This is a genomic window from Limnobacter sp. SAORIC-580 (assembly GCF_013004065.1).
Classification (GTDB): domain Bacteria; phylum Pseudomonadota; class Gammaproteobacteria; order Burkholderiales; family Burkholderiaceae_B; genus Limnobacter; species Limnobacter profundi.
Map to the genome: position 1 here is coordinate 2,482,748 of NZ_CP053084.1, position 25,095 is coordinate 2,507,842.

Annotated in this window: 24 protein-coding genes; 20 read left to right on the plus strand and 4 right to left on the minus strand. The window is 53.4% G+C overall.

The window, feature by feature from the left end:
- Positions 1 to 19 precede the first annotated feature (19 nt).
- Positions 20 to 574 (plus strand): rhomboid family intramembrane serine protease, encoded by a 555-nt coding sequence (locus HKT17_RS11660; protein WP_171100240.1) that lies wholly within the window; start codon positions 20 to 22, stop codon positions 572 to 574.
- Here the strand turns inward: HKT17_RS11660 and HKT17_RS11665 are convergent.
- From HKT17_RS11665 to tkt, 3 genes are all read right to left on the minus strand, one after another.
- Positions 528 to 2,522: a S8 family peptidase gene (locus HKT17_RS11665; protein WP_171100243.1), complete on the minus strand. Its 1,995-nt coding sequence runs from the start codon at positions 2,520 to 2,522 to the stop codon at positions 528 to 530. The two genes, HKT17_RS11660 and HKT17_RS11665, sit on opposite strands and share 47 nt — an antisense overlap.
- Before the next feature lie 263 nt (positions 2,523 to 2,785).
- The gene (gap, locus tag HKT17_RS11670; protein ID WP_008251545.1) at positions 2,786 to 3,796 is read right to left on the minus strand and encodes a type I glyceraldehyde-3-phosphate dehydrogenase; all 1,011 of its coding nucleotides are present in this window, start codon (positions 3,794 to 3,796) and stop codon (positions 2,786 to 2,788) included.
- A 53-nt stretch (positions 3,797 to 3,849) separates the two neighbouring features.
- Positions 3,850 to 5,868, minus strand: a complete 2,019-nt coding sequence (gene tkt / locus HKT17_RS11675) for a transketolase (protein WP_171100245.1) — start codon at positions 5,866 to 5,868, stop codon at positions 3,850 to 3,852.
- A 116-nt stretch (positions 5,869 to 5,984) separates the two neighbouring features.
- Here tkt and HKT17_RS11680 point away from each other — a divergent pair, with 116 nt between their 5' ends.
- The 13 genes from HKT17_RS11680 (at position 5,985) to ruvB (ending at position 18,920) form a co-directional block, all read left to right on the plus strand.
- Positions 5,985 to 6,761 carry a 16S rRNA (uracil(1498)-N(3))-methyltransferase gene (locus HKT17_RS11680; RefSeq protein WP_171100247.1) on the plus strand — a complete coding sequence of 259 codons (777 nt, stop codon included), beginning with the start codon at positions 5,985 to 5,987 and terminating at the stop codon, positions 6,759 to 6,761.
- Positions 6,762 to 6,779: 18 nt separating this feature from the next.
- Positions 6,780 to 8,270 (plus strand): NAD-dependent succinate-semialdehyde dehydrogenase, encoded by a 1,491-nt coding sequence (locus HKT17_RS11685; RefSeq protein ID WP_171100249.1) that lies wholly within the window; start codon positions 6,780 to 6,782, stop codon positions 8,268 to 8,270.
- Positions 8,271 to 8,348: 78 nt separating this feature from the next.
- Positions 8,349 to 9,275: a glycine--tRNA ligase subunit alpha gene (gene glyQ, locus HKT17_RS11690; RefSeq protein WP_008251553.1), complete on the plus strand. Its 927-nt coding sequence runs from the start codon at positions 8,349 to 8,351 to the stop codon at positions 9,273 to 9,275.
- 5 nt (positions 9,276 to 9,280) lie between these two features.
- Positions 9,281 to 11,365, plus strand: a complete 2,085-nt coding sequence (gene glyS / locus HKT17_RS11695) for a glycine--tRNA ligase subunit beta (RefSeq protein ID WP_171100251.1) — start codon at positions 9,281 to 9,283, stop codon at positions 11,363 to 11,365.
- A gap of 27 nt (positions 11,366 to 11,392) precedes the next feature.
- Positions 11,393 to 11,956 carry a D-glycero-beta-D-manno-heptose 1,7-bisphosphate 7-phosphatase gene (gene gmhB / locus HKT17_RS11700; RefSeq protein WP_105027065.1) on the plus strand — a complete coding sequence of 188 codons (564 nt, stop codon included), beginning with the start codon at positions 11,393 to 11,395 and terminating at the stop codon, positions 11,954 to 11,956.
- Between the two features lie 27 nt (positions 11,957 to 11,983).
- Positions 11,984 to 12,751 carry a lysophospholipid acyltransferase family protein gene (locus tag HKT17_RS11705; protein WP_240965794.1) on the plus strand — a complete coding sequence of 256 codons (768 nt, stop codon included), beginning with the start codon at positions 11,984 to 11,986 and terminating at the stop codon, positions 12,749 to 12,751.
- A gap of 3 nt (positions 12,752 to 12,754) precedes the next feature.
- Positions 12,755 to 13,510 (plus strand): M48 family metallopeptidase, encoded by a 756-nt coding sequence (locus HKT17_RS11710; protein WP_171100253.1) that lies wholly within the window; start codon positions 12,755 to 12,757, stop codon positions 13,508 to 13,510.
- Between the two features lie 172 nt (positions 13,511 to 13,682).
- The gene (gene dusB / locus HKT17_RS11715) at positions 13,683 to 14,732 is read left to right on the plus strand and encodes a tRNA dihydrouridine synthase DusB (RefSeq protein WP_256367089.1); all 1,050 of its coding nucleotides are present in this window, start codon (positions 13,683 to 13,685) and stop codon (positions 14,730 to 14,732) included.
- Positions 14,729 to 14,983 carry a Fis family transcriptional regulator gene (locus HKT17_RS11720; protein WP_105027068.1) on the plus strand — a complete coding sequence of 85 codons (255 nt, stop codon included), beginning with the start codon at positions 14,729 to 14,731 and terminating at the stop codon, positions 14,981 to 14,983. Before dusB ends, HKT17_RS11720 begins: the two co-directional genes overlap by 4 nt.
- A 44-nt stretch (positions 14,984 to 15,027) precedes the next feature.
- Positions 15,028 to 16,620, plus strand: coding sequence for a bifunctional phosphoribosylaminoimidazolecarboxamide formyltransferase/IMP cyclohydrolase (gene purH, locus HKT17_RS11725; protein WP_171100255.1), 1,593 nt, complete (start codon positions 15,028 to 15,030; stop codon positions 16,618 to 16,620).
- Positions 16,621 to 16,647: 27 nt separating this feature from the next.
- Complete coding sequence (gene ruvC, locus HKT17_RS11730; protein ID WP_105027070.1) at positions 16,648 to 17,196, plus strand: crossover junction endodeoxyribonuclease RuvC; 549 nt, start codon at positions 16,648 to 16,650, stop codon at positions 17,194 to 17,196.
- Positions 17,197 to 17,258: 62 nt separating this feature from the next.
- Entirely contained in the window at positions 17,259 to 17,849 is a 591-nt protein-coding gene (ruvA, locus tag HKT17_RS11735; RefSeq protein ID WP_171100257.1) for a Holliday junction branch migration protein RuvA, read from the plus strand.
- A gap of 15 nt (positions 17,850 to 17,864) precedes the next feature.
- Positions 17,865 to 18,920 (plus strand): Holliday junction branch migration DNA helicase RuvB, encoded by a 1,056-nt coding sequence (gene ruvB, locus HKT17_RS11740; protein WP_105027072.1) that lies wholly within the window; start codon positions 17,865 to 17,867, stop codon positions 18,918 to 18,920.
- Positions 18,921 to 18,967: 47 nt separating this feature from the next.
- Here the strand turns inward: ruvB and HKT17_RS11745 are convergent, their stop codons facing one another.
- Positions 18,968 to 20,509: a WS/DGAT/MGAT family O-acyltransferase gene (locus HKT17_RS11745; protein WP_171100259.1), complete on the minus strand. Its 1,542-nt coding sequence runs from the start codon at positions 20,507 to 20,509 to the stop codon at positions 18,968 to 18,970.
- Between the two features lie 136 nt (positions 20,510 to 20,645).
- On the opposite strand from HKT17_RS11745, the gene ybgC reads away from it, so the two are divergent.
- The 6 genes from ybgC to pal are packed head-to-tail and all read left to right on the plus strand — an operon-like array spanning position 20,646 to position 25,095.
- Positions 20,646 to 21,050: a tol-pal system-associated acyl-CoA thioesterase gene (ybgC, locus tag HKT17_RS11750; RefSeq protein WP_105027074.1), complete on the plus strand. Its 405-nt coding sequence runs from the start codon at positions 20,646 to 20,648 to the stop codon at positions 21,048 to 21,050.
- A gap of 43 nt (positions 21,051 to 21,093) precedes the next feature.
- Positions 21,094 to 21,771: a protein TolQ gene (gene tolQ / locus HKT17_RS11755; protein ID WP_040513351.1), complete on the plus strand. Its 678-nt coding sequence runs from the start codon at positions 21,094 to 21,096 to the stop codon at positions 21,769 to 21,771.
- 55 nt (positions 21,772 to 21,826) lie between these two features.
- Entirely contained in the window at positions 21,827 to 22,255 is a 429-nt protein-coding gene (gene tolR, locus HKT17_RS11760; RefSeq protein WP_171100262.1) for a protein TolR, read from the plus strand.
- Positions 22,252 to 23,157, plus strand: coding sequence for an energy transducer TonB (locus HKT17_RS11765; protein WP_205882427.1), 906 nt, complete (start codon positions 22,252 to 22,254; stop codon positions 23,155 to 23,157). The genes tolR and HKT17_RS11765 overlap by 4 nt, the downstream gene beginning before the upstream one ends.
- 14 nt (positions 23,158 to 23,171) lie before the next feature.
- Positions 23,172 to 24,509 carry a Tol-Pal system beta propeller repeat protein TolB gene (gene tolB / locus HKT17_RS11770; protein WP_171100264.1) on the plus strand — a complete coding sequence of 446 codons (1,338 nt, stop codon included), beginning with the start codon at positions 23,172 to 23,174 and terminating at the stop codon, positions 24,507 to 24,509.
- A gap of 58 nt (positions 24,510 to 24,567) precedes the next feature.
- Positions 24,568 to 25,095 carry a peptidoglycan-associated lipoprotein Pal gene (gene pal, locus HKT17_RS11775; protein WP_105027076.1) on the plus strand — a complete coding sequence of 176 codons (528 nt, stop codon included), beginning with the start codon at positions 24,568 to 24,570 and terminating at the stop codon, positions 25,093 to 25,095.

A 25,095-nucleotide genomic window follows, 5' to 3' on the forward strand; every position in this document is an offset into this window, starting at 1 on the left:
CGGGGTTGCCTACTCCTTTGTGATTGGAATATTGGCAATTGCAGGGCAAGTTTTTGGGCCCGACTTCGCCCGGCAAGGGCTTGATTTAATTGACTCATTCTTCATTTACATCCTGATAGCGCAGTTTACCCACCTAGGCTGGGTTCACCTGGGCCTGAACCTGGGCGGCTTGGCGATTGTGGCCTGGGGATTTTCAAACCAGCGAAGCCAACGCGAATGGCTGTGGGTACAGTTGCTTTCACTGGTGTGGCTTGCGTTTTACTTGACCTGGATTGAGCCTGTTCAATGGTATTGCGGATTGAGCGGCGCCCTGCATTTTCAGTTCACTGCCTGTCTGCTGCTCGCGCTGCACCGAACCCCAAGCAAACCTGCTCTGGGCTGGCCTTTGTGGGTTCTTGCCGCGGGGCTGATTGCAAAGCTGATACTTGAATGGAATTCTGGCCACACCACCGATGCTTTGGTGGGCGGCCCGATTGCATTTGAGGCACACAGGGGGGGTGCCTTGGGTGGTCTTTTATTCGGACTGGCTATAATTTCCCGGTCATGGTGGCTGAAGCAAAACCCGACTTTCTGAATAAGCCAATCAGCAGGGTGAGCATCAGCAAACCAGGCAATGTGGTTGCACCGCCGCCACCGCCACCGCCGCCACCTGCGGAAACTGCCGAGCTGGAGCCCGAACCGTTGTCAGTAGTGGGTGTGGTAGTGCCACCTGAACTGGCATTGGCCACCGATGAGGGTGAACTGCCATCATCCCCGCTGGCCAACACACGCAAGGCTGTGAAGCTGCTGTGCGCTTCGCCAACCGAGTCGGTCACGGTGAGTTGAAACACCAAGTCGGAGCTTGAAGTCGGGGCTGGCAAGTCAACATCAGCAGTGGTTTGTGTGCCGGTCATCAGCTGCTCACCCGACACCTGCGTCCAGGCATAAGAAGCGATGCTACGCCCCGCCGCAACGCTGCTGGCAGACCCACGCAAGCGAACAGGATGCAAGCCGGTGGCACTCTCCTGATATCCGCTCGTGCCCAAGCCATTGGCTGATGCAGATGCATTGGCCACTGGGCGTGTTCCTTTCGCCGCAGACACTGCCGCAAAAGCATCGAGCATGCCCGCGCCACACACAGCAGTGGTGCAATTGCAACTGCCTGAACCCTGGTTGGCCGTGCAGGCGCTGCTTCTGGGACTTAGAAAACCCGACGTGTTGCTCAAGATTTGACTACGCAATTGGGCTGGCGTCAGTGCTGGATTTATGGCGCGCATCAACCCAGCCGTGGCTGCCACCAAAGGTGCAGCGAAAGAGGTACCGGTTTTGCTGACCAAACTGGCCGATGCAGGCGTGGTAGTACCCGAATTGCCCAAGCCCACCAAACCATTGCTGAAACCGCCAGGTGCCATCAGGCTGACTGCACTGCCGATTGCGCTGTAACTGGCGCGGCTGCCATCGCGGTCTAAAGCCCCCACTGAAAGAACATTGTTGCAATTGGCCGGCGAGTCGACCGAACCACCGCTGTTTCCAGCTGCGGCCACCACCAAAGTACCCGCTGCATTCACTCGATCCACCACTGTTTGCTCAAACGAGCTGCATGTAGTGGGACTTCCCAAACTCAGATTGATCACATCGGCCGGGTTAGGGTTGCGAGGAATGCCCGGAACATCAAGGCCAGCTGACCACAGCATCGCATCGAGTACATCCGACAGCAGGCCGCCGCATTTGCCAAGCACGCGGACCGGCAACACCTTCACATTCCAGTCGGCGCCAGCCACATCTGAATCGCTGTGGGTATTGGCCGCGATTTGACCGGCAACAAAAGTGCCATGCCAGCTTGAATTCTTGACACTACAGCCAGAGAAAGCCTGAGTTTGTGCGTCAGCACTGCTGATCCAGTTACCAGGGTCTGCTGCATTGGCATCGCGGCCGTTGCCATCATTGGCTGTGGGTACGTCCGAGACAAAGTCAAAACCGCTGAGCAATCGACCCATCAAATCGGGAGTTTCAAAAACCACACCTGTGTCCAACACAGCCACGACCACATCGGCGCTCCCGCGAACCACATCCCAAGCCTGATCAAACTTTGCGCCTGCAGTGTTGAATGTAGAACGCAAGGCCCACTGATTGGCAAAGGTTGGGTCGTTGGGTGTTGCAAATGCACGCACAGGCCGGTCTTCAATTGCAAACTCCACCTCGGGATCACTGGCCAGGCGGTTCAGCATGGATTGCTGATCACCTGTACGCACGCTGCTACCCCAACGCATCACATGTGTACCCACCGAACCTGCGCGCAACCAGGTGGCATCCACATTGTTTCTCGCCATCACATCGGCAAGAAATTCACCTTCTTTTTCCAGGCGGCGCAGGGACGGCGCACTGCTTAGCTCAACCGAGTTCTTCAATTTGACAATGAATTGAGCACCACCACTTTGAGCATGGGCAGGTGCAATCAATACAATCCAAAGCATGAACAAAACGCTGGTGACCAGCACACGCAGGGGCGTCAGTTTTTGCTTTTTGGGTCGGAAGGTCAACATGGCAGTACTCGCTTATCACAATGGGTTCAGGTTACCCAGCGAGGTGTGCAATCAATTTGTTGAATAGAAAGCAGAACGGAGCCTACTTCTCAGCCACCTCGCCGAAGCCCGACGAATACCGCTTTAACGGCATGAAACAAGGCTTTTCGCATGACCAATAGGGGTAGGGAGACCCACAAAAGGGGGAGGTTTTTTTGAGGAATACAAGGCGAAAAAAAACCGGACTCAAGGCCCGGTTTTTTCATTCACTACACGCTTGGAAATTACTTGGCGTTCATCAGTGCAACTGTGGTGTCCAACATGCGGTTGGAGAAGCCCCACTCGTTGTCATACCAGCTGGATACCTTCACCAGCTTGCCGCTGACTTTGGTCAAGGTGGCATCAAATGCGCTGGAAGCCGGGTTGTGGTTGAAGTCGATGGACACCAACGGTGCCTCGTTGTACTCCAACACGCCCTTCAACGGGCCTTCTGCCGCAGCCTTCAAAATGCTGTTCACTTCTTCAACGGTGGTGTCGCGCTTGGCAATGAACGACAAATCAACCATGGACACATTGATGGTGGGCACGCGAACTGCGTAACCATCAAGCTTGCCGTTCAGTTCTGGCAACACCAAACCAACCGCAGCGGCCGCACCGGTTTTGGTGGGGATCATGCTCATGGTGGCAGAGCGCGCACGGCGCAGGTCTTCATGGTAAACATCGGTCAACACCTGATCGTTGGTGTAGGCATGAATGGTGGTCATCAAGCCTGTTTCAAGGCCAATTGCATCGTTCAATGGCTTGACCAATGGGGCCAAACAGTTGGTGGTGCAAGAGGCATTGGAAATCACGGTGTCGGTGCTTTTCAATACATTGTGGTTCACACCAAAGACAACGGTCGCGTCTACGTCTTTACCGCCGGGGGCGGAAATAATCACTTTCTTGGCACCGCCTTTTAGGTGGGCAGATGCTTTTTCCTTGGAGGTGAAAAAACCGGTGCATTCCATCACCACGTCCACACCCAACTCACCCCAGGGCAATTCGGCTGGGTTGCGGTTGGCCAAAACCTTGATTTTGTCGCCATTCACAACCATGTAATCGCCATCCACGCTCACGGTACCGGGGAAACGGCCGTGGGCTGTGTCGTACTGGGTCAGGTGGGCGTTGGTTTTGGGGTCACCCAAATCATTGATCGCCACGATTTGAATGTCGTGTTTTTTGCCACCTTCATAGTGGGCACGCAGTACGTTTCGGCCGATGCGGCCATAGCCGTTAATCGCTACGCGAATGGTCATGACAAATCTCCTTGAAAGTAAATCAAATATTCGGTTTCTTAAGCCAATGTCTGTTATTGAGCCAAAGCCAAGGCGGCCTCGGTAAACTTCTCGGTGGTTAGCCCAAAGTGCTTGAACAAGGCGCCAGCGGGAGCAGACTCACCAAAGGTACTCATGCCCAACACGGTGCCTTTCACACCAGCCTGTGCAATATATTTGTACCAGCCATCGGTCATACCTGCCTCAATTACAGCGATCGGCGCTGTGCCCAGCACTTCGGCCTTGTAGGCAGCGCTTTGGCGATCAAATACATTGGTTGAAGGCATGGACACCACACGCGCCGCGATACCTTTCTCAGCCAAAGTTTTCTGCGTGTTCATGGCGATTTCGATTTCCGAGCCCGTGGCAATCAAGGTGACCTTGGCATCGGCTGCATCGGCTAACACATAACCACCTTTGGCGATCGAATTCAACGCCGATTCCGAACGGGCCAGGAATGGCAGGTTTTGGCGGCTGAACAACAAGCTGCTGGGGCCGTCTTTGCGCATAACCGCACTATTCCAGGCAGCCATGGATTCCACTGAATCAGCGGGACGCCACACGTCCATGTTCGGCAGCAAACGCAAGGTTGCAGCATGCTCAACTGGCTGGTGGGTGGGGCCGTCTTCACCCAAACCGATTGAGTCGTGGGTAAACACAAAAATATTGCGCTTCTTCATCAATGCAGCCATGCGCAGCGCATTGCGGCTGTAATCCGAGAAGGTCAGGAAAGTAGCGCCAAAAGGAATGTAACCGCCATGAAGGGCCACACCGTTCAGGGCGGCGCTCATGCCGAACTCTCGTACACCCCAATTAATGTGGTTACCGGCTGTGAAGCCTTCCTTGTTGCGGCGAACAGCCACGCATTTGGGCCAGTTGGTCAGATTAGAACCAGTGAGGTCAGCAGAGCCGCCCAGCAATTCAGGCAATTCAGCAGCCAACAGCGTAATTGCATTTTGGCTGGCTTTGCGGGTGGCAATTGTTTCACCCTTGGCGGCCACTTCAGCCAGCAAACGGGCAGCAGTCTGTTCAAACTGGGCAGGCAAATCACCCGCCATCCGGCGCTTGAACTCTGCGGCCTTGGCCGGAAATTTGGCGCTGTAAGCCTCAAATAGTTTGTCCCAGGCCGACTGGCGTGCAGCGCCTTCAACCTGCGCGTCCCAGGCGTTGTAAACCTCGGCGGGAATCTCGAAAGGCGCATGCTCCCAGCCAATGGCGGCACGGGTAGCGGCAATTTCAGCCTCGCCCAGTGGGGCGCCATGCACTTTGTCAGTGCCAGCCAAATTGGGCGAACCTTCACCAATATTTGTTTTGCAGCAAATCAGGGTTGGGCCCTTGTCCAAGGCAGCGTTTTGTTTGGCTTGGGCAATTGCGGCATCCACGGCGTCTACATCATGGCCATTCACATTCGGAATCACGTTCCAGCCGTAGGCTTCAAAACGCTTGGGCGTGTTGTCGGCAAACCAGTGCTCTACTTCACCGTCAATGGAAATGCCATTGTCGTCATACATCACGATGAGCTTGGACAGGCCCAAGGTACCGGCCAGCGAACAGGCCTCGTGAGAAATACCTTCCATCAGGCAACCATCGCCCAGGAACACGTAGGTGTTGTGGTCAACGACAGGGAAACCCGCTTCATTGAATTCAGCAGCCAACAGCTTCTCGGCCAAAGCCAAACCAACCGCGTTCGCAATACCCTGCCCCAATGGGCCGGTGGTGGTTTCAACTCCGGGGGTAATGTCAACCTCAGGGTGGCCTGGTGTTTTAGAATGCAGCTGACGGAAATTTTTCAGTTCCTCAATCGGCAGGTCATAGCCGGTCAGGTGCAGCAGCGCGTAAATCAGCATGGAACCGTGACCGTTGGACAACACGAAGCGATCACGATCAGCCCACAACGGGTTCTGAGGATTGTGCTTCAAGTGACGGGCCCACAAGGCCACAGCGATTTCGGCCATGCCCATTGGCATGCCAGGGTGCCCGGATTTGGCGGCTTGAACTGCATCCATGGCGAGCGCGCGAATCGCGTTGGCCATGTTCTTTGACGAAGAGGACATAGGTATGGGGATTGAGGGTTATGCCTGTGGCAAAGTTGGAAAAAAATGAATTTTATCAAAGCTATCCCAATAAAGCGCCCCCCCGCGGACAAACCATTGAATAAAGACAGGGAAACATGAAACACGACAAAGGCAAGCGCTTACCACGCTTCCTGCTAGAACACTGCAACAGCGCGGGCCAAGTGCTTGATCTGTCGGACGACTTGATGCATTACGCCTCAAGGGTTTTGCGCCTGCGTGAAGGCGAGTCAGTGCGCGTCTGGAATGGCAAAGGCTGTGAGTACCACGCCACAATCCACTATGCATCGAAGAAACTGGCGCAAATTCAAGTCAGCGACCAACTGGCCATGCGAAACACCGAGCTGAATAGACCCTTGCACGTGCTACAGGCCCTGCCAGAGGGCGACAAAATGGATTGGGTGCTTGAAAAATGCACAGAATTGGGCGTAGCCGGCTTTCACCCGGTTCAGGCCCAGCGCAGCGTGGTTAAACTGGAAGGTGAACGGGCTGCCAAGCGGCAAGCCCATTGGGAACGCGTGGTGTTGGCGGCGAGCTTGCAAAGCGAACGGGAACAACTGGCCATGGTTGAACCAGTCAGGTCTGTTTTTGATGCACTTGAATATGTGGCACACACCTGGCCCAGCGCGCATGTACTTTGGTTTACACCTCAAGCCGAACGGGGATTGCGAAATTGGACTCCCCAGGCAAACGCGGAGGAACCTTTGGTCATTTGCGTGGGTCCGGAAGGTGGTTGGTCACCCGAAGAAACTGACACCGCCACGCAACTGGGTGCCCTGCCCCTGAATTTTTCGCGACGTGTGTTGCGAACCGAAACATTCGCAGTGGCCTGCACAGCGCAGCTGACAGCCCTGCTAAACCTTGAAGCACATTGAACAACAAGAGAGACAGACATGAGCAGTACCCAAAGCCAAACAATGAACAACAAATTTGAATTCAAGAACCCCAGCCTTTTGCAAACAAACCCATTTGTATACGGCGGTTTTCATGAATGTGAAGTTGATTTTCCAGTAGACAACCCCTCCACTGGCGAGACCATTGCGCAAGTTGGTAACACCTCAATCGCATTGGCCCATGACGCCATTCTGTGTGCTGAAAAAGCACTGGCCAGCTGGCGCAACACCACCGCCAAGAGCCGGGCGCAAATGCTGCGCAAGTGGTTTGACCTCATCATCGACAACGCCGACGACCTCGCATTTCTGATGACCCTGGAACAGGGCAAACCCCTGGCCGAAGCCAAAGGCGAAGTCATTTATGGCGCAAGCTTTGTGGAATGGTTTGCCGAGCAGGCCAAGCGGATTGAAGGCAGCGTGCTGGAATCACCCCAACTGGGTCGCGAACTGCTGGTGTTGAAACAGGGTATCGGCGTGTGCGCAGCCATTACGCCATGGAATTTTCCGATCGCCATGATTACCCGCAAGGTGGCGCCTGCATTGGCTGCTGGCTGTACAGTGGTCATCAAACCCGCCGAACAAACCCCGCTTAGTGCATTGGCATTGGCTGAATTGTCACGCCAGGCAGGCATTCCGGCTGGCGTGCTGAACGTCATCACCGGCGACGCTGACCGCTCCATCGAGATTGGCAAAGTGTTGTGCGAAAGTGAGGTGGTCCGCAAACTGACCTTCACCGGCAGCACCGAGGTGGGCCGCATCCTGATGCAACAATGTGCGCCAACCATCAAGAAATTAAGCCTCGAACTGGGCGGCCATGCGCCATTTATTGTTTTTGAAGACGCAGATCTGGACAAGGCAGTGGAAGGCTTGGTGGCCTCCAAGTTTCGCAATGCTGGCCAAACCTGCGTGTGCACCAACCGTATTTATGTTCAACGCAGCGTGCAACAGGCTTTTGCCGAGAAACTGCTTGCCAAAGTGGCCAAACTGGAAGTGGGCGATGGCCTGAAAACCAAAGCCAGCATTGGCCCCATGATCGACGAGCAGGCAGTCGTCAAAGTTCAAAAGCATGTGGACGATGCCCTGAGCAAAGGCGCCAAACTTCTTCATGGCGGCAAGCCTCACGAACTGGGTGGCCGTTTTTTCCAGCCAACCCTGATCGACAACGCCGACCATCGCATGCTGGTGGCCCAGGAAGAAACATTTGGGCCACTTGCTGCCATTTTTCCGTTTGACACCGAAGAACAGGCCGTCAATTACGCCAACAATACGCCCTACGGCCTTGCCGCCTACTTCTATACCGAGAACTCGGCACGCACGTTCCGCGTAAGTCGCGCACTGGAATACGGCATGGTGGGAATCAATGTGGGCGTTTTCTCCAACGAGGTGGGTCCTTTTGGCGGGGTTAAGCAATCAGGACTGGGTCGGGAAGGCTCGGTGTGGGGCATTGAGGAATTCCTGGAAATGAAGTACCTGTGCATTGGCACGCTCTAAGCTCGACAGCCCCGGTAACCATTACAATACGGGGCAATCAATGACCAAAAAATTGAATCAAGAAGGACACAGGCGCACATGCAAAAGAAACCGCTGACGTTTCAACAGGCCATTCTGACCCTGCAAAACTATTGGGACCAACAAGGTTGCGCCCTGTTGCAACCCTTCGACATGGAAGTGGGCGCTGGCACCAGCCACACCGCCACTTTTTTGCGCGCCTTGGGCCCTGAACCCTGGAATGCCGCCTACGTTCAGCCCTCGCGCCGTCCCAAAGACGGCCGCTACGGTGAAAACCCCAACCGCATGCAGCACTACTACCAGTTTCAGGTTGTGTTGAAGCCATCGCCAGAAAACATCATTGACCTGTACTTGGGCAGTCTGGAAGCCCTTGGCATTGACACCCAACAAAACGACATTCGGTTTGTGGAAGACAACTGGGAAAACCCAACCCTGGGTGCCTGGGGTTTGGGTTGGGAAGTGTGGTTGAACGGCATGGAAGTGACCCAGTTCACTTACTTTCAGCAAGTGGGCGGCCTGGACTGTTCGCCAATTTTGGGCGAAATCACCTATGGCATTGAACGCCTGACCATGTACCTGCAAGGCAAGGAAAATGTTTACGATTTGGTATGGACCGAGCGCGAAGAAAAAGGCGTCAAGAAAGTGCTCACCTACGGCGATGTATTCCACCAAAACGAAGTGGAGCAATCCACTTACAACTTTGAACACAGCAATGCAGACATGTTGTTCCGCCATTTTGGCGAATACGAGACTGAGGCCAAACATTTGATCGAAGTTGGCCTGGCCTTGCCCGCTTACGAAATGATTCTGAAAGCTGCACACACGTTCAACCTGCTGGATGCCCGTGGTGCCATTTCCGTGACAGAGCGTGCGGCTTACATCGGCCGAATCCGCAATTTGTCGCGTGCAGTGGCACAGGCCTATTTCGATTCCCGCGAGAAGCTGGGCTTTCCCATGTGCAACACCCCCAACTCACAAGCCGCTTGATACACATGAATTCAACATTACTGGTAGAGCTGTTCACCGAAGAGCTCCCACCCAAAGCGTTACAAACACTGGGCAACGCGTTCGCCGAACTGCTGAGCAAAACACTGCGCGATGAAGGCCACCTCGCGGACAACAGCGCGGTGGAGGCTTTTGCCAGCCCACGTCGACTGGCATGCCGCATCACCAACGTGGCTGCGGTCAGCCCTGAGAAAAAAATTCAGGAACGCCTGCTGCCTGTAAAAATTGGTCTGGATGCCAATGGCCAACCCACCCCACCCTTGCAGAAAAAACTGGATTCACTGGGACTGGGCGCCATTGCTGTGGATCAACTGGAAACCATCAGCGATGGCAAACAGGATGTGCTGCACATTTCGCGCACCCAGGCAGGCAAGGCGCTTGAAGATTCGCTGACCAAAGCCCTGGATACTGCCACCACCAAACTGCCCATTCCCAAGGTGATGAGTTACCAGCGCCCCGATGGCAGCACGGTGCATTTTGTGCGCCCCGCCCACCGCCTGGTTTGCCTGCACGGTGACAAGGTAGTACCCGCGCAGGTATTGGGACTGGAGAGTGACCGAATTACACTGGGCCACCGCTTCCTGAGCCAGGGTGTGCTGAATATTGCCAGTGCAGACAGCTACGAAGCCCAACTTGAGACCGAAGGCAAAGTGATTGCCAGTTTCGGGAAACGCAAAGCAGCCATTGTAAAAGCCTTGGCAGAGCAAGCTGCTGGCGACAAAGTGGTGCAACCCGACGAGTTGATTGACGAAGTGTGCGCACTGGTTGAATGGCCTGTTGTGTACGAGGCCGGTTTCGAGAGAGAATTTCTGGAAGTGCCACAGGAATGCCTGATTTTAACCATGCAGGCCAACCAGAAATACTTTGCGATCACAGACCAAAATGGCAAGATGAAAAACCGCTTCTTGCTGGTTTCAAACCTGTTGACACCCACACCCGAACTGATCACAACCGGCAATGAACGCGTGCTGCGAGCGCGCCTTGCTGATGCCAAATTCTTCTTCGATCAAGACCGCAAAAAAACATTGGAAAGCCGCCTGCCTGGCCTGGCCAATGTGGTGTACCACAACAAACTGGGCACCCAGAAAGACCGCAATGGTCGTTTGGTTGAACTGGCTGCGGCCTTGGCGCCCGTGTGTGGTGCCGATGTTGAACAGGCCAAACGTGCAGCCCTGCTTTGCAAGGCCGACTTGCTCACTGACATGGTGGGTGAATTTCCCGAACTGCAAGGCAATATGGGTGAGCACTACGCCCGCCACGATGGCGAACACCCCAATGTGGCGCAAGCCATTGCCGACCACTACAGCCCCCGTTTTGCGGGCGACCAGTTGCCACGCAACCCCGTGGGTGTTGCAACCGCGCTGGCTGACAAGCTTGAAACCATGGTGGGTATTTACAGCATTGGTTTGATTCCCACTGGCGACAAGGACCCCTTCGCTTTGCGCCGCCACGCCTTGGGCGTGATTCGCATGGTGATCGAAAAAAACCTGAAACTGGATTTGATCGATGCCTTGAACAAAGCCAGCAAATTGTTTGTCGCCTATCCAGATTTCAAGCACAGCGTGGAAGGAATCGGTGGTTTTATTCAAGACCGCCTGCGTGGTTACCTGAAAGACCAAGGCTATTCCACCGCTGAAGTTGAATCGGTTCTCAGCCAAAACCCAAGCCAGTTCGCCGACCTGCCCAAGCGCCTTGAAGCAGTGCGCGCATTCTCGCAGTTGCCTGAATCGCAAGCCCTTGCTGCGGCCAACAAACGCATTACCAATATTCTGAAGAAAACCGAAGTGGGCTCTGCTGAGGTGGATACAAGCCTGTTGCAGGTAGACGCTGAAAAAGCACTGGCTACGCAGGTGAAAGAGGTGGAGCCACACGCCACGCGGGCATTCGAACAGGGTGATTACCAGCAAGCCTTGCTGGTTTTGGCTCCATTGAAAGCCAATGTAGACGCCTTCTTTGAAAACGTGATGGTCATGGACAACAACGAAGCGCTGAAAAACAATCGCCTTGCTTTGTTGAAACACATGCATGGTTTGATGAACCGTGTGGCCGACATTTCGCAACTGGCCGCTTAAAGCCAGAACACAACGCAAGGACAGTCCATGAAACTTATCGTGCTGGATCGGGATGGCGTCATCAATGAAGACTCAGACGAGTACATCAAGTCCGTGGATGAATGGATCCCCATTCCTGGCAGCATGGAAGCCATTGCACGCTTGAACCGCGGGGGTTTTCGGATTGTTGTGGCCACCAATCAAAGTGGCATCTCGCGCGGCTTGTTCGATCTTGAAACGCTTTCCGCCATGCACAAAAAAATGCATGAACTGGCTGGCGTCGCAGGCGGGCACATTGAAGGCATCTTCTTCTGCCCACATGGTCCCGATGACAAATGCAATTGCCGCAAGCCCAAACCAGGCCTGTTTCAGGAAATTCAGGCGCGCACCGGCTTCAATCTTGAAGGTGTGCCTTGCGTCGGCGATTCACTTCGCGATTTGCAAGCCGGTGCCAGCATGGGCTGCAGCACATTTCTGGTCAAAACCGGCAAAGGCAAAAAAACACTTGAAAAAAGCAAAGACGAATTGCCCAAAGGCACCTTGGTGTTCGACAATCTGACTGCAGTTGCCGAACATTTGGTGCCTGACGACCCTTTCGCAAACAATCGATAACAACTAAAACTAGTTCGGAGGCCCGTGGTGAGATCCTTCATTGGTTCTATCCTGTTTTTTGTTTACGTGGTGGTGTATACACCCATTCACGCAACGTTATTACTCTTGGTCTCCCCCTTCATTTCCATTCGCAACAGGTATGTGTTTGCCTGTTGGTGGAATGCACTGAATATTAAAATGCTTCGCCTGCTGTGCAACATTCAGTACAAGGTTGAAGGCATGGAGCACCTGCCCAACACAGGCGCCATCATCCTGGCCAAGCATCAGTCTGCCTGGGAAACATTTGCCATCCCGGCAAACCTGTTACCGCGCCAACTGTGCCTGGTGTACAAAAAAGAATTGCAGTTTGTACCGTTCTTCGGCTGGGCTTTGTGGGTGTTGCGCATGGTGCCGATTGATCGCAAAAATGGTGTTGAAGCTTTTGAACAAGTAAAAACCATGGCTGGCAAACGCATGAAAGAAGGCGCATGGATGATGTTTTTCCCCGAGGGAACCCGTGTACCCGTGGGCTACAAGCGCCGCTACAAAACCGGCGGCACTCGCTTGGCTGTGGCCACAGGTACCCCTGTAGTGCCCGTGGCGCACGATGCTGGCGAGTACTGGAAACGCAAAGGATTCTTCAAAAAAGCAGGTACTGTCACTTTGCGTTTTGGTCCACCTATTTCACCGGAAGGCCATGACGCCGACAGCCTGATGAAAGTGGTTGAAGACTGGATTGAAAGTGAGATGCACAACATTAGCCCCCATCGCTACAACAGCGCTGAAACCCCTTTGGTGGGAAAAGGCGACAACTAGACCATGCAACTAACAGCGGCACCCAACCCCACCGAAGTTCGCAGTATTGAACTGCCGTGGGGCGTGTGCCGCTATATTCTGAAGCGCAGCAAACGCAGGTCGGTGGGGTTTTTAATTGGTGACCAAGGCCTGCAAATTTCTGCGCCATTGCGCCTTCCAATCACCGAGCTCAATGACATTATTGCGACGAAATCGTCGTGGATCGAACAGCGCCTGAAACAATGGGAGGTGCGCTGCAAACAAACCATTTCGCTTTCAAGCCTGCTAGACGAAGGCAAACCAATTCCTGTTCGGGGCGAGCCTTATCACCTTGAAACACTGCCACCTCGCTGCAAAGCAATGCTGAACCCATGGACAAAAAGCATTGCCTTACCGGCCTGCGAAAGTACCTTACAGCGCGACAAGGCCATTGAGAAAGTGTTGAAAGCCCATGCCAAAGAAGTGTTCACACACATGGCCACCAAGCTGCTTGAACGTCAACCGGCAGCACAACGCCTACCCAGCTTTTCCATCCACTTGAGCAGTCCCGGCTCGCGTTGGGGCAGTTGCAACAGCAAGCGAGAGGTTCGTTTGAACTGGCGTTTGGTGCACTACCCACCACAACTGATTGAATACGTGATTGCACACGAATTGGCACACCTGGTTGAAATGAATCACAGTGTGCGCTTTTGGGCCGTGGTTGAAAGCCTGATGCCCGATTACCACACACCGCACAAAGCCCTGTCAAAAATGAATCCTGCCGAAGTACCTGTACTGTGAGAATTCTTCATACAATGGCCTTCTTCCCCCTAGGGCAGGCAAGGCCTTGCGGACCACTTTGACAAACAGAAGTCAAGTAAAAAATTTCCGTTTTTTTCCAGTTTTAGGGTCGAATAAAATCGCCCTGCCCGTTACAATGGGCTGCTCGAAATTTGCTTAAATTTTGTGCAACGTGCGCATTGCTCATTTAACACTTCCAAATAATCTGTTCTTGGCCCCAATGGCCGGCGTGACAGATCGCCCCTTCCGCCAGTTGTGCAAAAAACTGGGCGCGGGACATGCTGTGTCGGAAATGGCGGCAAGCAACCCCGCTTTGTGGAAAACTGACAAAAGCACGCGCAGATTGAACCACTACGGCGAAACCAAACCCATCGCAGTACAAATTGCGGGAGCCGACCCGGAAATGATGGCGCACGCCGCTGCCTACAACATTGAACGCGGCGCACAAATCATCGACGTCAACATGGGCTGCCCCGCAAAAAAAGTGTGTGCGGTTGCGGCAGGTTCTGCATTGTTGCAAAACGAAAGTCTGGTCGAGCAGATTTTAAAAGCTGTGCATGCTGAATGTGAACAACGCGGCGTGCCACTTACTTTGAAGTACCGCACTGGCTGGTCACCAGAACACAAAAATGCAATTCACATTGCGCAAATGGCCGAGTCTATTGGCGTTTCACTTCTCACGCTTCATGGCCGCACGCGTGCCTGTGGATACGCGGGTGACGCCGAGTACGACACCATCAAGGCAGTGAAGCAGGCGGTCAGCATTCCAGTGATCGCCAACGGCGACATCATCAGCCCTGAGAAGGCAAAATACGTGCTGGATTACACCGGCGCAGACGGTCTGATGATAGGCCGGGCTGCCCAAGGCAACCCCTGGATTTTTAGAGAAGTACTGCATTACCTGAAAACGGGTGAACACATTGATCCACCCACCCTGGAAGAAGCCCATGAAGTCATGATGCATCACTTGCGTGATCACCATGAATTTTATGGAGAGAAAACGGGCATGCTCACCGCCCGAAAGCATTTGCAATGGTATCTTTGCGGCCCAGCCGGAAAAAACAACACTGTGGTCGACCAACTCATGTTGGCGCAAACCACCTGCGAACAATTGCGCATTGTTGATGAATTTTTTCTGAACTGGTTATCAAGCGGCCAACAGTACTTCGCCGCTGCAAACGATTCACTCCAACCAACACCAAAAAGAAGATTGGCAGCATGAAACCCAATGACAGCGATCTAAGTCCCATCACCATTTCAGAGTGCATACGCAATAACCTGGACAAGTTCTTTGACGATCTTGAAGGTGAATGCGCCAAGTCGGTTTACGACATGGTGCTGTCTGCCGTGGAGCGACCCATGCTCGAGGTGGTCATGGAAAAAGCCAACATGAACCAAACCATTGCAAGCCAAATGCTGGGCATCAACCGCAACACACTGCGCAAAAAACTGCAGCAACACGGCCTCATCTGATTATTAATTTTTTACCGGCCGCCTCAAAACCGGCCTCTGAAACCATGACATCAAATCCAACCATCAAACGCGCGCTGCTGAGCGTGTCCGACAAAACCGGCATTCTTGAGTTGGCCAAAGCGTTGGCCGATCGCGGTGTGGAAATATTGTCCACAGGCGGAACTGCCAAACTGCTGGCTGAAAAAGGCCTGGTCGTGAAAGAAGTAAGCAGCCACACCGGCTTTCCTGAAATTATGGATGGTCGCGTAAAAACTCTGCACCCCAAAATTCACGGTGGCATTCTTGCGCGCCGCGATTTGCAAAGCCACCTGGATGCCATGGAAGAACATGGTATTGGCGCAATCGATTTGGTGGCAGTGAATCTGTATCCCTTCGACAAGGCGACTGCCGGCGACAATGTGAAGCTGGAAGATGCAATTGAGAATATCGACATTGGCGGCCCAGCCATGGTGCGCGCTTCTGCAAAAAACTACACAGGCGTCACTATCATTGTTGACCCCGCCGATTACGGCAAAGTCATCGATGAAATCAAAAGCAATGACGGTTCAACCACACTGAAAACACGCAGTGGTTTGGCAGCGAAAGCTTACGCCCACACTGCGCGCTATGACGGCGCAATTGCTGCCTTTCTGACCAGCCTCACAGGCACTGAAGGCGCACTGGAAGACACACCCGCTCGCATTGAATACCCGGAAGTGCTTTCCATGCAATTCCACAAAGTGCAAGACATGCGCTACGGCGAGAACCCACACCAAAGTGCGGCGTTCTACCGTGAGGCGAAAGCACCCGTTGGCTTGCTGGCCAACTACCGCCAGTTGCAGGGCAAGGAATTGAGCTTCAACAACATTGCTGATTCCGATGCAGCCTGGGAATGCGTCAAAACATTCGACGCCCCCGCCTGTGTCATTATCAAACACGCCAATCCGTGTGGCGTGGCTGTGGCCGAAGGCACATTGAATGCCTATCACAAGGCTTTCAAAACAGACCCCACTTCCGCATTTGGCGGCATCATTGCCTTTAACCGCCCAGTCGATGAAGCCACCGCACAAGCCGTGGCAAAACAGTTTGTCGAAGTGGTCATTGCACCTTCGTTTGATGAAGCCGCACGCACGGTATTTTTCGCCAAACAAAACGTTCGCCTGCTGGAAATTCCAGTAGAGACAGGCATGCACAAGTTTGATTACAAACGCGTGGGTGGTGGCTTGCTGGTGCAAAGCCCCGATGAACGCAATGTGCAGCAAAGTGAAATCAAAGTGGTCAGCAAACGCCAGCCTACCGAGCAGCAATGGGCTGATTTGATGTTCGCCTGGCGCTGTGCGAAATTTGTGAAAAGCAATGCGATTGTGTTCTGCAAGGACGGCATGACCATGGGTGTGGGTGCTGGCCAAATGAGCCGTGTGGATTCTGCACGCATTGCATCCATCAAGGCACAAAACGCAGGCCTTACTTTGGCCGATAGCGCTGTTGCATCCGATGCATTCTTCCCCTTCCGCGATGGTCTGGATGTGGTGGTCGATGCAGGCGCAAGCTGCGTAATTCAGCCCGGTGGTTCCATGCGCGACGAGGAAGTGATTGCAGCGGCCGATGAACGTAACATTGTGATGGTGCTGACCGGTGTGCGCCACTTCCGCCATTAATTTCAACACCACACACCCTCAGCTGTGATGCGCATACTTGGCATAGACCCGGGCCTGCGCATCACCGGTTACGGCGTGGTCGATATCATTGAAAGCCAACAGATTTACGTGGCCAGTGGTGTGATCCGATCCAATTCCGACGCTTCCCTGCCCGACCGTTTACACACCCTGTTCACTGGGCTTTGCGAACTGGCCGATCTGTACAAACCCCAAGTGGCCGTAGTTGAAAAAGTGTTTGTGAACGTGAACCCGCAATCAACGCTGCTGCTTGGTCAAGCACGTGGTGCGGTGCTCACCGCACTCACCCACAGTGGGCTCGCAGTAACTGAATACACCGCGTTGCAAATCAAGCAAGCAATTGTTGGGCATGGCAAAGCCAACAAAGAACAGGTGCAGGAAATGGTGAAACGTTTGCTCAAGCTGCCAGCCCACCCTTCAGCCGATGCGGCCGATGCCTTGGCCGCGGCCTTAACCCACGCACAAAGCAGCAAACTGTTGGGTGCACTGGCTGCCAAAGACCTGCCTGCCAGTATTTTCAAAACACGCACCCGAAAGGGCCGCACCAGCTGGAAATGAATTCGCTTGGCGTATAATCAAATTCAGTTTACTGTGATTATGAACAGTGTGGAGAAACTGCAATGATTGGTCGCCTGAAAGGCACTTTGCTCGAAAAAAATGCACCCTGGGTTCTGGTCGATGTTCAAGGTGTTGGCTATGAACTGCAGGTGCCCATGAGCACGTTGTTCAACTTGCCGGAAATTAATGGCATTTGCACCTTGCTTACTCATCTGGTTGTTCGCGAAGACGCGCACACCCTGTACGGCTTTCAAAACATTGCGGAAAAAAACCTGTTCAAAACCTTGATCAAGGTGTCAGGCATTGGTCCGCGAACTGCCTTGGCCATTTTGTCGTCTATTTCCACCCACGACTTTCTGCTGGCCGTACAAAGCCAGGAAACAGCGCGCATGGTGAAAATTCCCGGCATTGGCAAGAAAACAGCTGAACGTTTGTTATTGGAACTGAAAGGACAAATTGTGGCACTGGGCGGCACCGCCAATATTGCAGAAGGCATGCCACTGCCAATTGGAAATCAAAGCGAAATTGTTCAAGCCCTGTGCGCACTGGGTTATTCTGACAAAGAAGCCGCGCTGGCCTGCAAGGGTCTGCCCGAGGGCACCAGTGTCACTGATGGCTTGAAGCTGGCACTACGCAATTTGTCAAAAGGCTAACCGAGATAATCCACGATGATTGAACCCGATCGCCTCATCAGCCCAAGCAAAACCACTCCCGCCGAAGAAGCCTTTGAGCGCGCATTGCGCCCCAAGCATTTGGACGAATATGTGGGGCAACAAAAAATTCGCGATCAACTCGATATCTTTATCGCAGCAGCGCGCGCGCGCAAAGAAGCACTTGACCACGTGCTGCTATTTGGCCCGCCTGGCTTGGGCAAAACCACACTGGCCCATATTCTGGCCCGTGAGATGGGTGTAAACCTGCGCCAAACTTCAGGCCCGGTGCTTGAACGCCCAGGCGACTTGGCGGCATTGCTGACCAACCTTGAAGCCAACGATGTGTTGTTCATCGATGAAATTCACAGATTGTCGCCTGTGGTGGAAGAAATTTTGTATCCCGCGCTTGAAGACTATCAAATCGACATCATGATCGGCGAAGGGCCAGCGGCTCGAAGCGTGAAACTCGATTTGCAGCCATTCACGCTGGTGGGTGCCACTACCCGTGCCGGCATGTTGACCAACCCGCTGCGCGACCGGTTTGGCATTGTGTCCAGGCTTGAGTTTTACACCCCCGAAGAGCTTTCGCGCATTGTGGCTCGTTCAGCCAATTTGCTGGACACCCCGGCAGAGGCCTCCGGCTGCCTGGAAATTGCACGCCGCTCACGCGGCACTCCACGCATCGCCAACCGCCTGTTGCGCCGAGTTCGCGATTATGCGCAGGTGAAAGCCGATGGCGTAATTACTGCTGCTGTGGCCGATGCTGCCCTAAGCATGCTAGACGTGGACAAAGTGGGCCTGGATCCGATGGATCGCCGATTACTGGAAACCATCATCCACAAATTTGGTGGCGGGCCAGTGGGGCTCGAAAGTGTGGCCGCTGCAATTGGTGAGGAAAAAGACACGATCGAGGACGTGATTGAACCCTATCTGATTCAGCAAGGCTACATTCAACGCACGCCTCGTGGCCGCATTGCAACCTTGAATACTTACGCACACTTTGGTTTGACTGCACCAGCCAGTTTGGCGGGCACGCATGCAGCAAATTCGCAGCAAGGCGATTTGCTGTAGGCCCTGGGCTGCAGATTTCCTTCGCCAACTCAGCAGCGAAGTCCCAATCAATCCTCAGCCGCTTTCACCGGCTTACTTGCACCCACTTTCGCCGTGGCTGGCTTTCGCACCGCCGGCTTCTTCGCCGCTACAGGTCGCTTTTCAGTGGTTGCCTTGCTAGAAACAATCGGCTCAACCCTCTTGCTTTCCCACGTCACGCCCAACGCGGCTTCAAGCTCTTCCAGTGCCTCGCCGGTGTACACCGACAAACGCTGCATGGAAGGCAAGGCATCGTGATCGCCAGTAAACGCCACATTGAACTGGCCCGAGTAACTTACCACCGTGATGTTTAAAGCCTGCCCGTGAGGAATCAAGGAGATTGGATAAAACTGTTCCAGACGACAACCCGAAAAATACAGGTCGCGTGAGGGGCCCGGTACATTTGAAATTACCGTGTTGAAAATTGGCCGTGTCAAACCACCCAAGCCTGACACCAATTGCAACATCATCGGCGCCATCAACATAATGGTGTAGTTGTTGATCGCTTCTTTGGGCATGGCTTGCAAATTGGCCTTGGCCAATTGCGTCGAACGACGAATTTCCTTCAAACGAGTCAGAGGATCACTTTCCGTGGTGTACAGGTTGGCGATAATAAAACTGATCGCATTGCCGCCATCCAGGTCGTCGGCCGGGCGCACGGACACTGGCAAACCGGCTGTCAACGACTCGGACGGCAAGGCATCACGTTCCAGCAAATAGCGACGAATGGAACTCGAACAAATCGCCAGAAAAATATCGTTCACACTCACCTTGGCCGCCTCGGCCACGGCGCGAATACGCTCTAGCGGATATGTTTGAGTGGCCAGTCGGCGGGCTCCACCCACGCGCTTGTTCACAATTGATTTCGGACCTGAAAACGGTGTGGCCAAAGCCGGATCTGTGGGTTTGACCGCTTCTCGCATCAAATCCATGAGTGCACGACCCGCGGCGGGCAAGGATTGCCCACTGAGCTTTGCAGCCTCCCAGGCTTCCCGAGCCTGGTCCGCGAAGTGCTGGGGTTCAGTGTTCTTTTTCTTTCGGCTAATGGTGCCAACAGACCAAGGGGCAGGCAGCGACATACTTTCTTTTGCAGACTTGCCAAAAATGCGCTCCATCAAACGCATACCACCCACACCGTCCATCAGCGAATGGTGCATTTTGGTGTACAAGGCGAAACGATTGCCGTAAAGGCCTTCAATCAGGTGCATTTCCCACAGTGGTTTTCGAAAATCCAGCGGGTGAGAATGCAGACGGGAAATCAGTGTACCCAATTCGCGTTCACCGCCAGGTGCCGGCAAAGCGCTGTGACGGAAGTGATAATCCAGATCAATTTTGTCAGCCTCAATCCATTTGGGCATCAAGGTCAACAAGCGGGGACTGGACAAACGGTAATTGAAAGGCGGTGCAAACTCCACGGAGTTTCGCAGCAACTGAACGATCCGGCCAACGGCTTGTTGAGTGGTTTCGCCCTCTGGCACAGTGAAAATTGCCATGCTGCCTACATGCATGGGCGCTTCTTTTGATTCGACGTACAGCCAGGATGCATCCAGCAATGGGATATTTCTCGCCATGTCAGTGGTCTCCGCTTCTCGTTGTTATTTGAATGTGAATATTTAATTAATTTAATAGTGGCAGGATCCCACAACCCCTAAGGAAAGCCCTACTCCTGCTTACAATATTGTAAGCATACTAGAGACGGGCCATTTCATGACATTCAAGTACTCTCTGCGCGTTTATTTTGAAGACACCGATGCCGGGGGCATCGTTTATTACGGCAATTACCTCAAATTCATGGAACGTGCACGAAGTGAATGGTTCCTGCAGCAAAGTATCGGCATGAAATCGCTGATGAATGACCATCATTTGGTGTTCGTTGTCAGCCGAACAGAATTGAACTACCTTCGCTCTGCTAAACTTGAGGATGTACTTGAAATATCAGTGGAACTCACTGAACTTAAGCGAGTTTCCGCAGTCTTCAAGCAAATCGTAACGCGCAACGGCGAGGTGCTGTGCGAGGGCAAAACCAAGGTGGGCTGTGTCAACACGGAAACCCTGAAACCCAGCGCAATACCCCCCGCTGTGTATCAACAACTCAACCAATTGATGCCGTAGTGCGTTACAAGAAACAAATCATTTTCCTTACCGCGGATTGTTAATGGATATCTCTACCGACATGTCGTTCATTTCCCTGATCGCAGAGGCCAGCCTGGTTGTCCAGTTGGTCATGCTGATTCTGGTCATGATTTCCCTCATTTCATGGGCCACCATTTTCAAAAAATGGGCCGTATTGAAGCGCACCAAGCAACAGGCCGACAAATTTGAAGAAGAATTCTGGTCGGGCGGAGACCTGAATACCCTGTTTCAACGCGCCGGCATGCGCCGCAACGATGCAGGCCCGCTTGAACGTATTTTCGAGGCTGGCATGAGCGAGTTTCTTCGCGCCCGCGACAAAAAAGGTTTAACTGATTATTCCCTGATCATCGACGGTGCCCGCCGCGCCATGAAAGCCGCATTCCAGCGCGAGAATGAAATTCTGGAACGCAATCTCCCCTTTCTCGCATCGGCCGGTTCCGTCAGCCCCTACATTGGCCTGTTCGGCACGGTGTGGGGCATCATGCATGCCTTCGTGGGCTTGGCCAATGTGCAACAAGCCACCCTGGCGTCAGTAGCACCGGGCATTGCTGAAGCGCTGATTGCTACCGCAATCGGTCTGTTCGCCGCCATTCCGGCAGTGGTGGCTTACAACCGCTACGCCAATGACATTGATCGCTTGTCTACCCAGTTTGAATCTTTCGTTGAAGAATTTTTGAACATTCTGCAACGCCAACACTAATGGCAGCACGAATGGCAGCAACGACACCAGCAATGAGCAACAGGAAATTTAATCGATGAAAGCCGAACTTGGACGAAAATCCAGACGCGCCATGAACGAGATCAATGTGGTGCCCTACATTGACGTGATGTTGGTGTTGCTGATCATTTTCATGGTCACGGCCCCAATGATTACTCCATCAGTGATTGATTTGCCGTCCATGGCCAACACCAATCCACCCAAGCAAATGCGCCCCATCGAAGTGACTGTACGCCAGGTGGGCAATTTGCTGGTCAAGGACATGAAAACCAATAAAACCACCGAAGTGACTTTGGAAAACCTGGCCGCTGAAGTGAAAAAATTGCAGGCCGACGAGCCAGATCGCCCTGTGGTCATTTCAGCCGAGAAAGCCATTCAGTATCAGGCCGTGGTTGACGCAATGGATGCTTTGCAAAACGCACAAATCCAGAAAGTCGGCCTGCTGGTGAAACCGAAAAGCAAATGAGCGCAGACTTAACCCGACCACGCAACGGCTGGGAATTCACACCAGCCCACCAAGAATTGCTTTCCAAAATGAGCAAGGAAAGCGGGCTTGAGGCACGCCTTGACCCCCCGGTGGATCACACTGGCGAAAAGGCAGGGCTGACCGTGTCCGTGCTTGCGCATTTAACTTTGGTGGCGTTTTTTGTGGTGGGGTTGAACTGGAACACAGAGGAACCGGCTGCGTTTGAAGCAGTGTTGTGGTCTGAAATGCCGGCCAATGAGCCAATTGCCGTGCAACAGCCCAAACCCGAACCAGTGCCAGAACCCGAGCCACCGAAGCCTGTGGTTGAAACACCGCCACCACCCAAGCCAGTGGAGCCACCCAAAGCCGATATCGAATTGCCCAAACCCGAGCCCAAGAAGAAGCCCGAGCCAAAGCCAGAACCGAAAAAACCCGAGCCCAAGCCAGAACCAAAAAAGCCGGAGCCAAAGCCAGAACCGAAAAAACCCGAACCCAAGCCTGAGCCGAAGAAGCCAGAACCCAAAATTGATCCTGAAGTGGCCAAGAAACTGCGCCAGGAAGAGCTTGCGCGCATTATGGGTGGAGCGCCCAATACCGGCAGCACCTCTGCCGGCACCAGTCGAAACAAAGCGCTGTACAGTGACCGAATTCGGCAATATGTACGCAGTAAACTGGTGTTTCCCGGAGCCGACACAGTCGACGGAAACCCGGAAGCAGTGTTCGAGGTCAAGCAACTTCCCAACGGGGAGATTGTCTCTATTACACAGAAAAAAAGCAGTGGGTTGCCAGCGTGGGACAGCGCTGTGGAGCGTGCCTTGCAGCGCTCCAGCCCGCTACCCAGGGCCGAAGACGGTTCAGTTGAACCAGTGCTTGTCCTCTCATTCCGTCCAAAAGACGTTTAATTCATAGTGAAACAATGAACTACGCCAACCAAGCCATGTATTTACCATCAACAACTACGCTGTGGCTTCGCCTGCAGCGAGCCGCGCGCGCCCTGCTGGCTGTCGCTGCGTTTGCTGCAGTGTCAACATCTGCGCAGGCACAACTGAAAATTGACATCACCGGGGTGGGCACCAATCAAATTGCATTCTCGGCAGCACCTTTCCAAGGCAACCAGGGTTTGCCTGAAGACATCAAAAAGGTGATCGAAGACGACTTGGTGCGAAGTGGTTTTTTTCGGGCCATCAACACCACCAGCAATGTTGAATTGAATGAATCCACGCTGATCGACCCCTCTGCCTGGAAATCAATTGGCGTGGACGCCCTGATCGTGGGTTCGGTGAAAAAGCTGCCTGACGGGCGCTTGGACTTGCGCTTTAACCTGCACGACACAGCCCAGCAAAAGTCACTCGGCAAATTCAGCTATGTGATTGCACCCTCAGCCTTGCGCCTGCATGCCCACAAAATTGCCGATTTTGTGTACGAAAAAATGCTGGGTGAGAAAGGTGTGTTTTCCACGCGCCTGGCCTATGTTGAAAAAGCCCCTGGTCGCTACCGCCTGATTATTGCGGATGCCGATGGTGCCAACCCACAAGTAGCCCTGGCATCCAAAGAACCCATTATTTCGCCAGCCTGGTCGCCAGACGGCACACAACTTGCATATGTTTCATTCGAAACGCGCAAACCTGTTGTGTTTGTTCACACACTTGCAACAGGTCGCCGCAAGGCAATGGCGAATTTCAAAGGCAGCAACAGTGCGCCAGCCTGGTCAGCCAATGGCCAGCAACTTGCAGTGGTGCTGACCAAAGATGGTGGATCACAAATTTTCTCGATGAATGCCGATGGATCAGGCCTGAACCGATTGACCAGCACCGGTGGAATCAACACCGAACCCGCTTACAGTCACGATGGTCGAAGCATCTATTTCACTTCTGACCGAGGAGGTGGCCCACAAATTTACCGAATGAGCACAAATGGTGGTGATGCGGCACGCGTAACATTCGAAGGTGGATACAATATCTCGCCTCGAATTAGTCCCGATGACAAAACATTGACATATGTGACTCGTCGAGACGGGCAATTTCGAATCGCCGCACTGGATTTGGCAGGTGGCACAGAAATGCTGCTGACAAATACTGGGCGCGACGAAAGCCCAAGCTTCGCACCGAATGGCCGTTACATTTTGTATGCGACCAAGTCGGGCGGCAAAGGGACCCTGGCCGTGGTGTCAAAAGACGGACGAATCAAGTACACCTTGAGCAGTTCGGGCGCTGACATTTCGGAACCCACCTGGGGCCCGTTCATAAATGATTGATTTTGAATTTGTTTTAACTGGTTTTACACTAAACATTCTTTAGGTCTGGAGAAAAAAAATGAAACACTCAATGGTCAAGTACTTGGCGATTTCCGCAATGGTGGCCGTATTGGCCGCTTGTAGCTCTGCCGTTCCTTTGAACGACAAGCCTACAGTTGAATCAAAAACCGGCACAGCGCCTGGTTCTGGTGACGGCCGCGCCGTACCCACAGTAACCCCAGGTGATGCCGATCCCCTGAACGATCCTCAAGGCGTGCTGGCCAAGCGCAGCGTTTATTTCGACTACGACAGCTACACTGTCAAGTCAGAGTACCGTGAGCTGGTTCAAAACCACGCCAAATACCTGGTTGCCAACCCCAACCGCAAAGTTGTTATTCAAGGCAACACCGACGAACGCGGTGGCGCTGAATACAACCTGGCCTTGGGCCAGCGCCGTGCCGACGCAGTGAAAACGCTGATGTTGGCTTTGGGCGTAAAAGAAGGTCAGATTGAAACAGTCAGCTTCGGCAAAGAAAAGCCAAAAGCAACTGGTAGCAACGAAGCCGCTTACGCTGAAAACCGTCGCTCTGACATCGCTTATCAGTAA

Coding starts and splice junctions, on each gene's coding strand:
- HKT17_RS11665 (WP_171100243.1), bottom strand. CDS start 2,522: ATGTTGACCTTCCGACCCAAAAAGCAAAAACTGACGCCCCTGCGTGTG.
- gap (WP_008251545.1), bottom strand. CDS start 3,796: ATGACCATTCGCGTAGCGATTAACGGCTATGGCCGCATCGGCCGAAAC.
- tkt (WP_171100245.1), bottom strand. CDS start 5,868: ATGTCCTCTTCGTCAAAGAACATGGCCAACGCGATTCGCGCGCTCGCC.
- HKT17_RS11680 (WP_171100247.1), top strand. CDS start 5,985: ATGAAACACGACAAAGGCAAGCGCTTACCACGCTTCCTGCTAGAACAC.
- HKT17_RS11685 (WP_171100249.1), top strand. CDS start 6,780: ATGAGCAGTACCCAAAGCCAAACAATGAACAACAAATTTGAATTCAAG.
- glyQ (WP_008251553.1), top strand. CDS start 8,349: ATGCAAAAGAAACCGCTGACGTTTCAACAGGCCATTCTGACCCTGCAA.
- glyS (WP_171100251.1), top strand. CDS start 9,281: ATGAATTCAACATTACTGGTAGAGCTGTTCACCGAAGAGCTCCCACCC.
- gmhB (WP_105027065.1), top strand. CDS start 11,393: ATGAAACTTATCGTGCTGGATCGGGATGGCGTCATCAATGAAGACTCA.
- HKT17_RS11710 (WP_171100253.1), top strand. CDS start 12,755: ATGCAACTAACAGCGGCACCCAACCCCACCGAAGTTCGCAGTATTGAA.
- HKT17_RS11720 (WP_105027068.1), top strand. CDS start 14,729: ATGAAACCCAATGACAGCGATCTAAGTCCCATCACCATTTCAGAGTGC.
- purH (WP_171100255.1), top strand. CDS start 15,028: ATGACATCAAATCCAACCATCAAACGCGCGCTGCTGAGCGTGTCCGAC.
- ruvC (WP_105027070.1), top strand. CDS start 16,648: ATGCGCATACTTGGCATAGACCCGGGCCTGCGCATCACCGGTTACGGC.
- ruvA (WP_171100257.1), top strand. CDS start 17,259: ATGATTGGTCGCCTGAAAGGCACTTTGCTCGAAAAAAATGCACCCTGG.
- ruvB (WP_105027072.1), top strand. CDS start 17,865: ATGATTGAACCCGATCGCCTCATCAGCCCAAGCAAAACCACTCCCGCC.
- HKT17_RS11745 (WP_171100259.1), bottom strand. CDS start 20,509: ATGGCGAGAAATATCCCATTGCTGGATGCATCCTGGCTGTACGTCGAA.
- ybgC (WP_105027074.1), top strand. CDS start 20,646: ATGACATTCAAGTACTCTCTGCGCGTTTATTTTGAAGACACCGATGCC.
- tolQ (WP_040513351.1), top strand. CDS start 21,094: ATGGATATCTCTACCGACATGTCGTTCATTTCCCTGATCGCAGAGGCC.
- tolR (WP_171100262.1), top strand. CDS start 21,827: ATGAAAGCCGAACTTGGACGAAAATCCAGACGCGCCATGAACGAGATC.
- HKT17_RS11765 (WP_205882427.1), top strand. CDS start 22,252: ATGAGCGCAGACTTAACCCGACCACGCAACGGCTGGGAATTCACACCA.
- tolB (WP_171100264.1), top strand. CDS start 23,172: ATGAACTACGCCAACCAAGCCATGTATTTACCATCAACAACTACGCTG.
- pal (WP_105027076.1), top strand. CDS start 24,568: ATGAAACACTCAATGGTCAAGTACTTGGCGATTTCCGCAATGGTGGCC.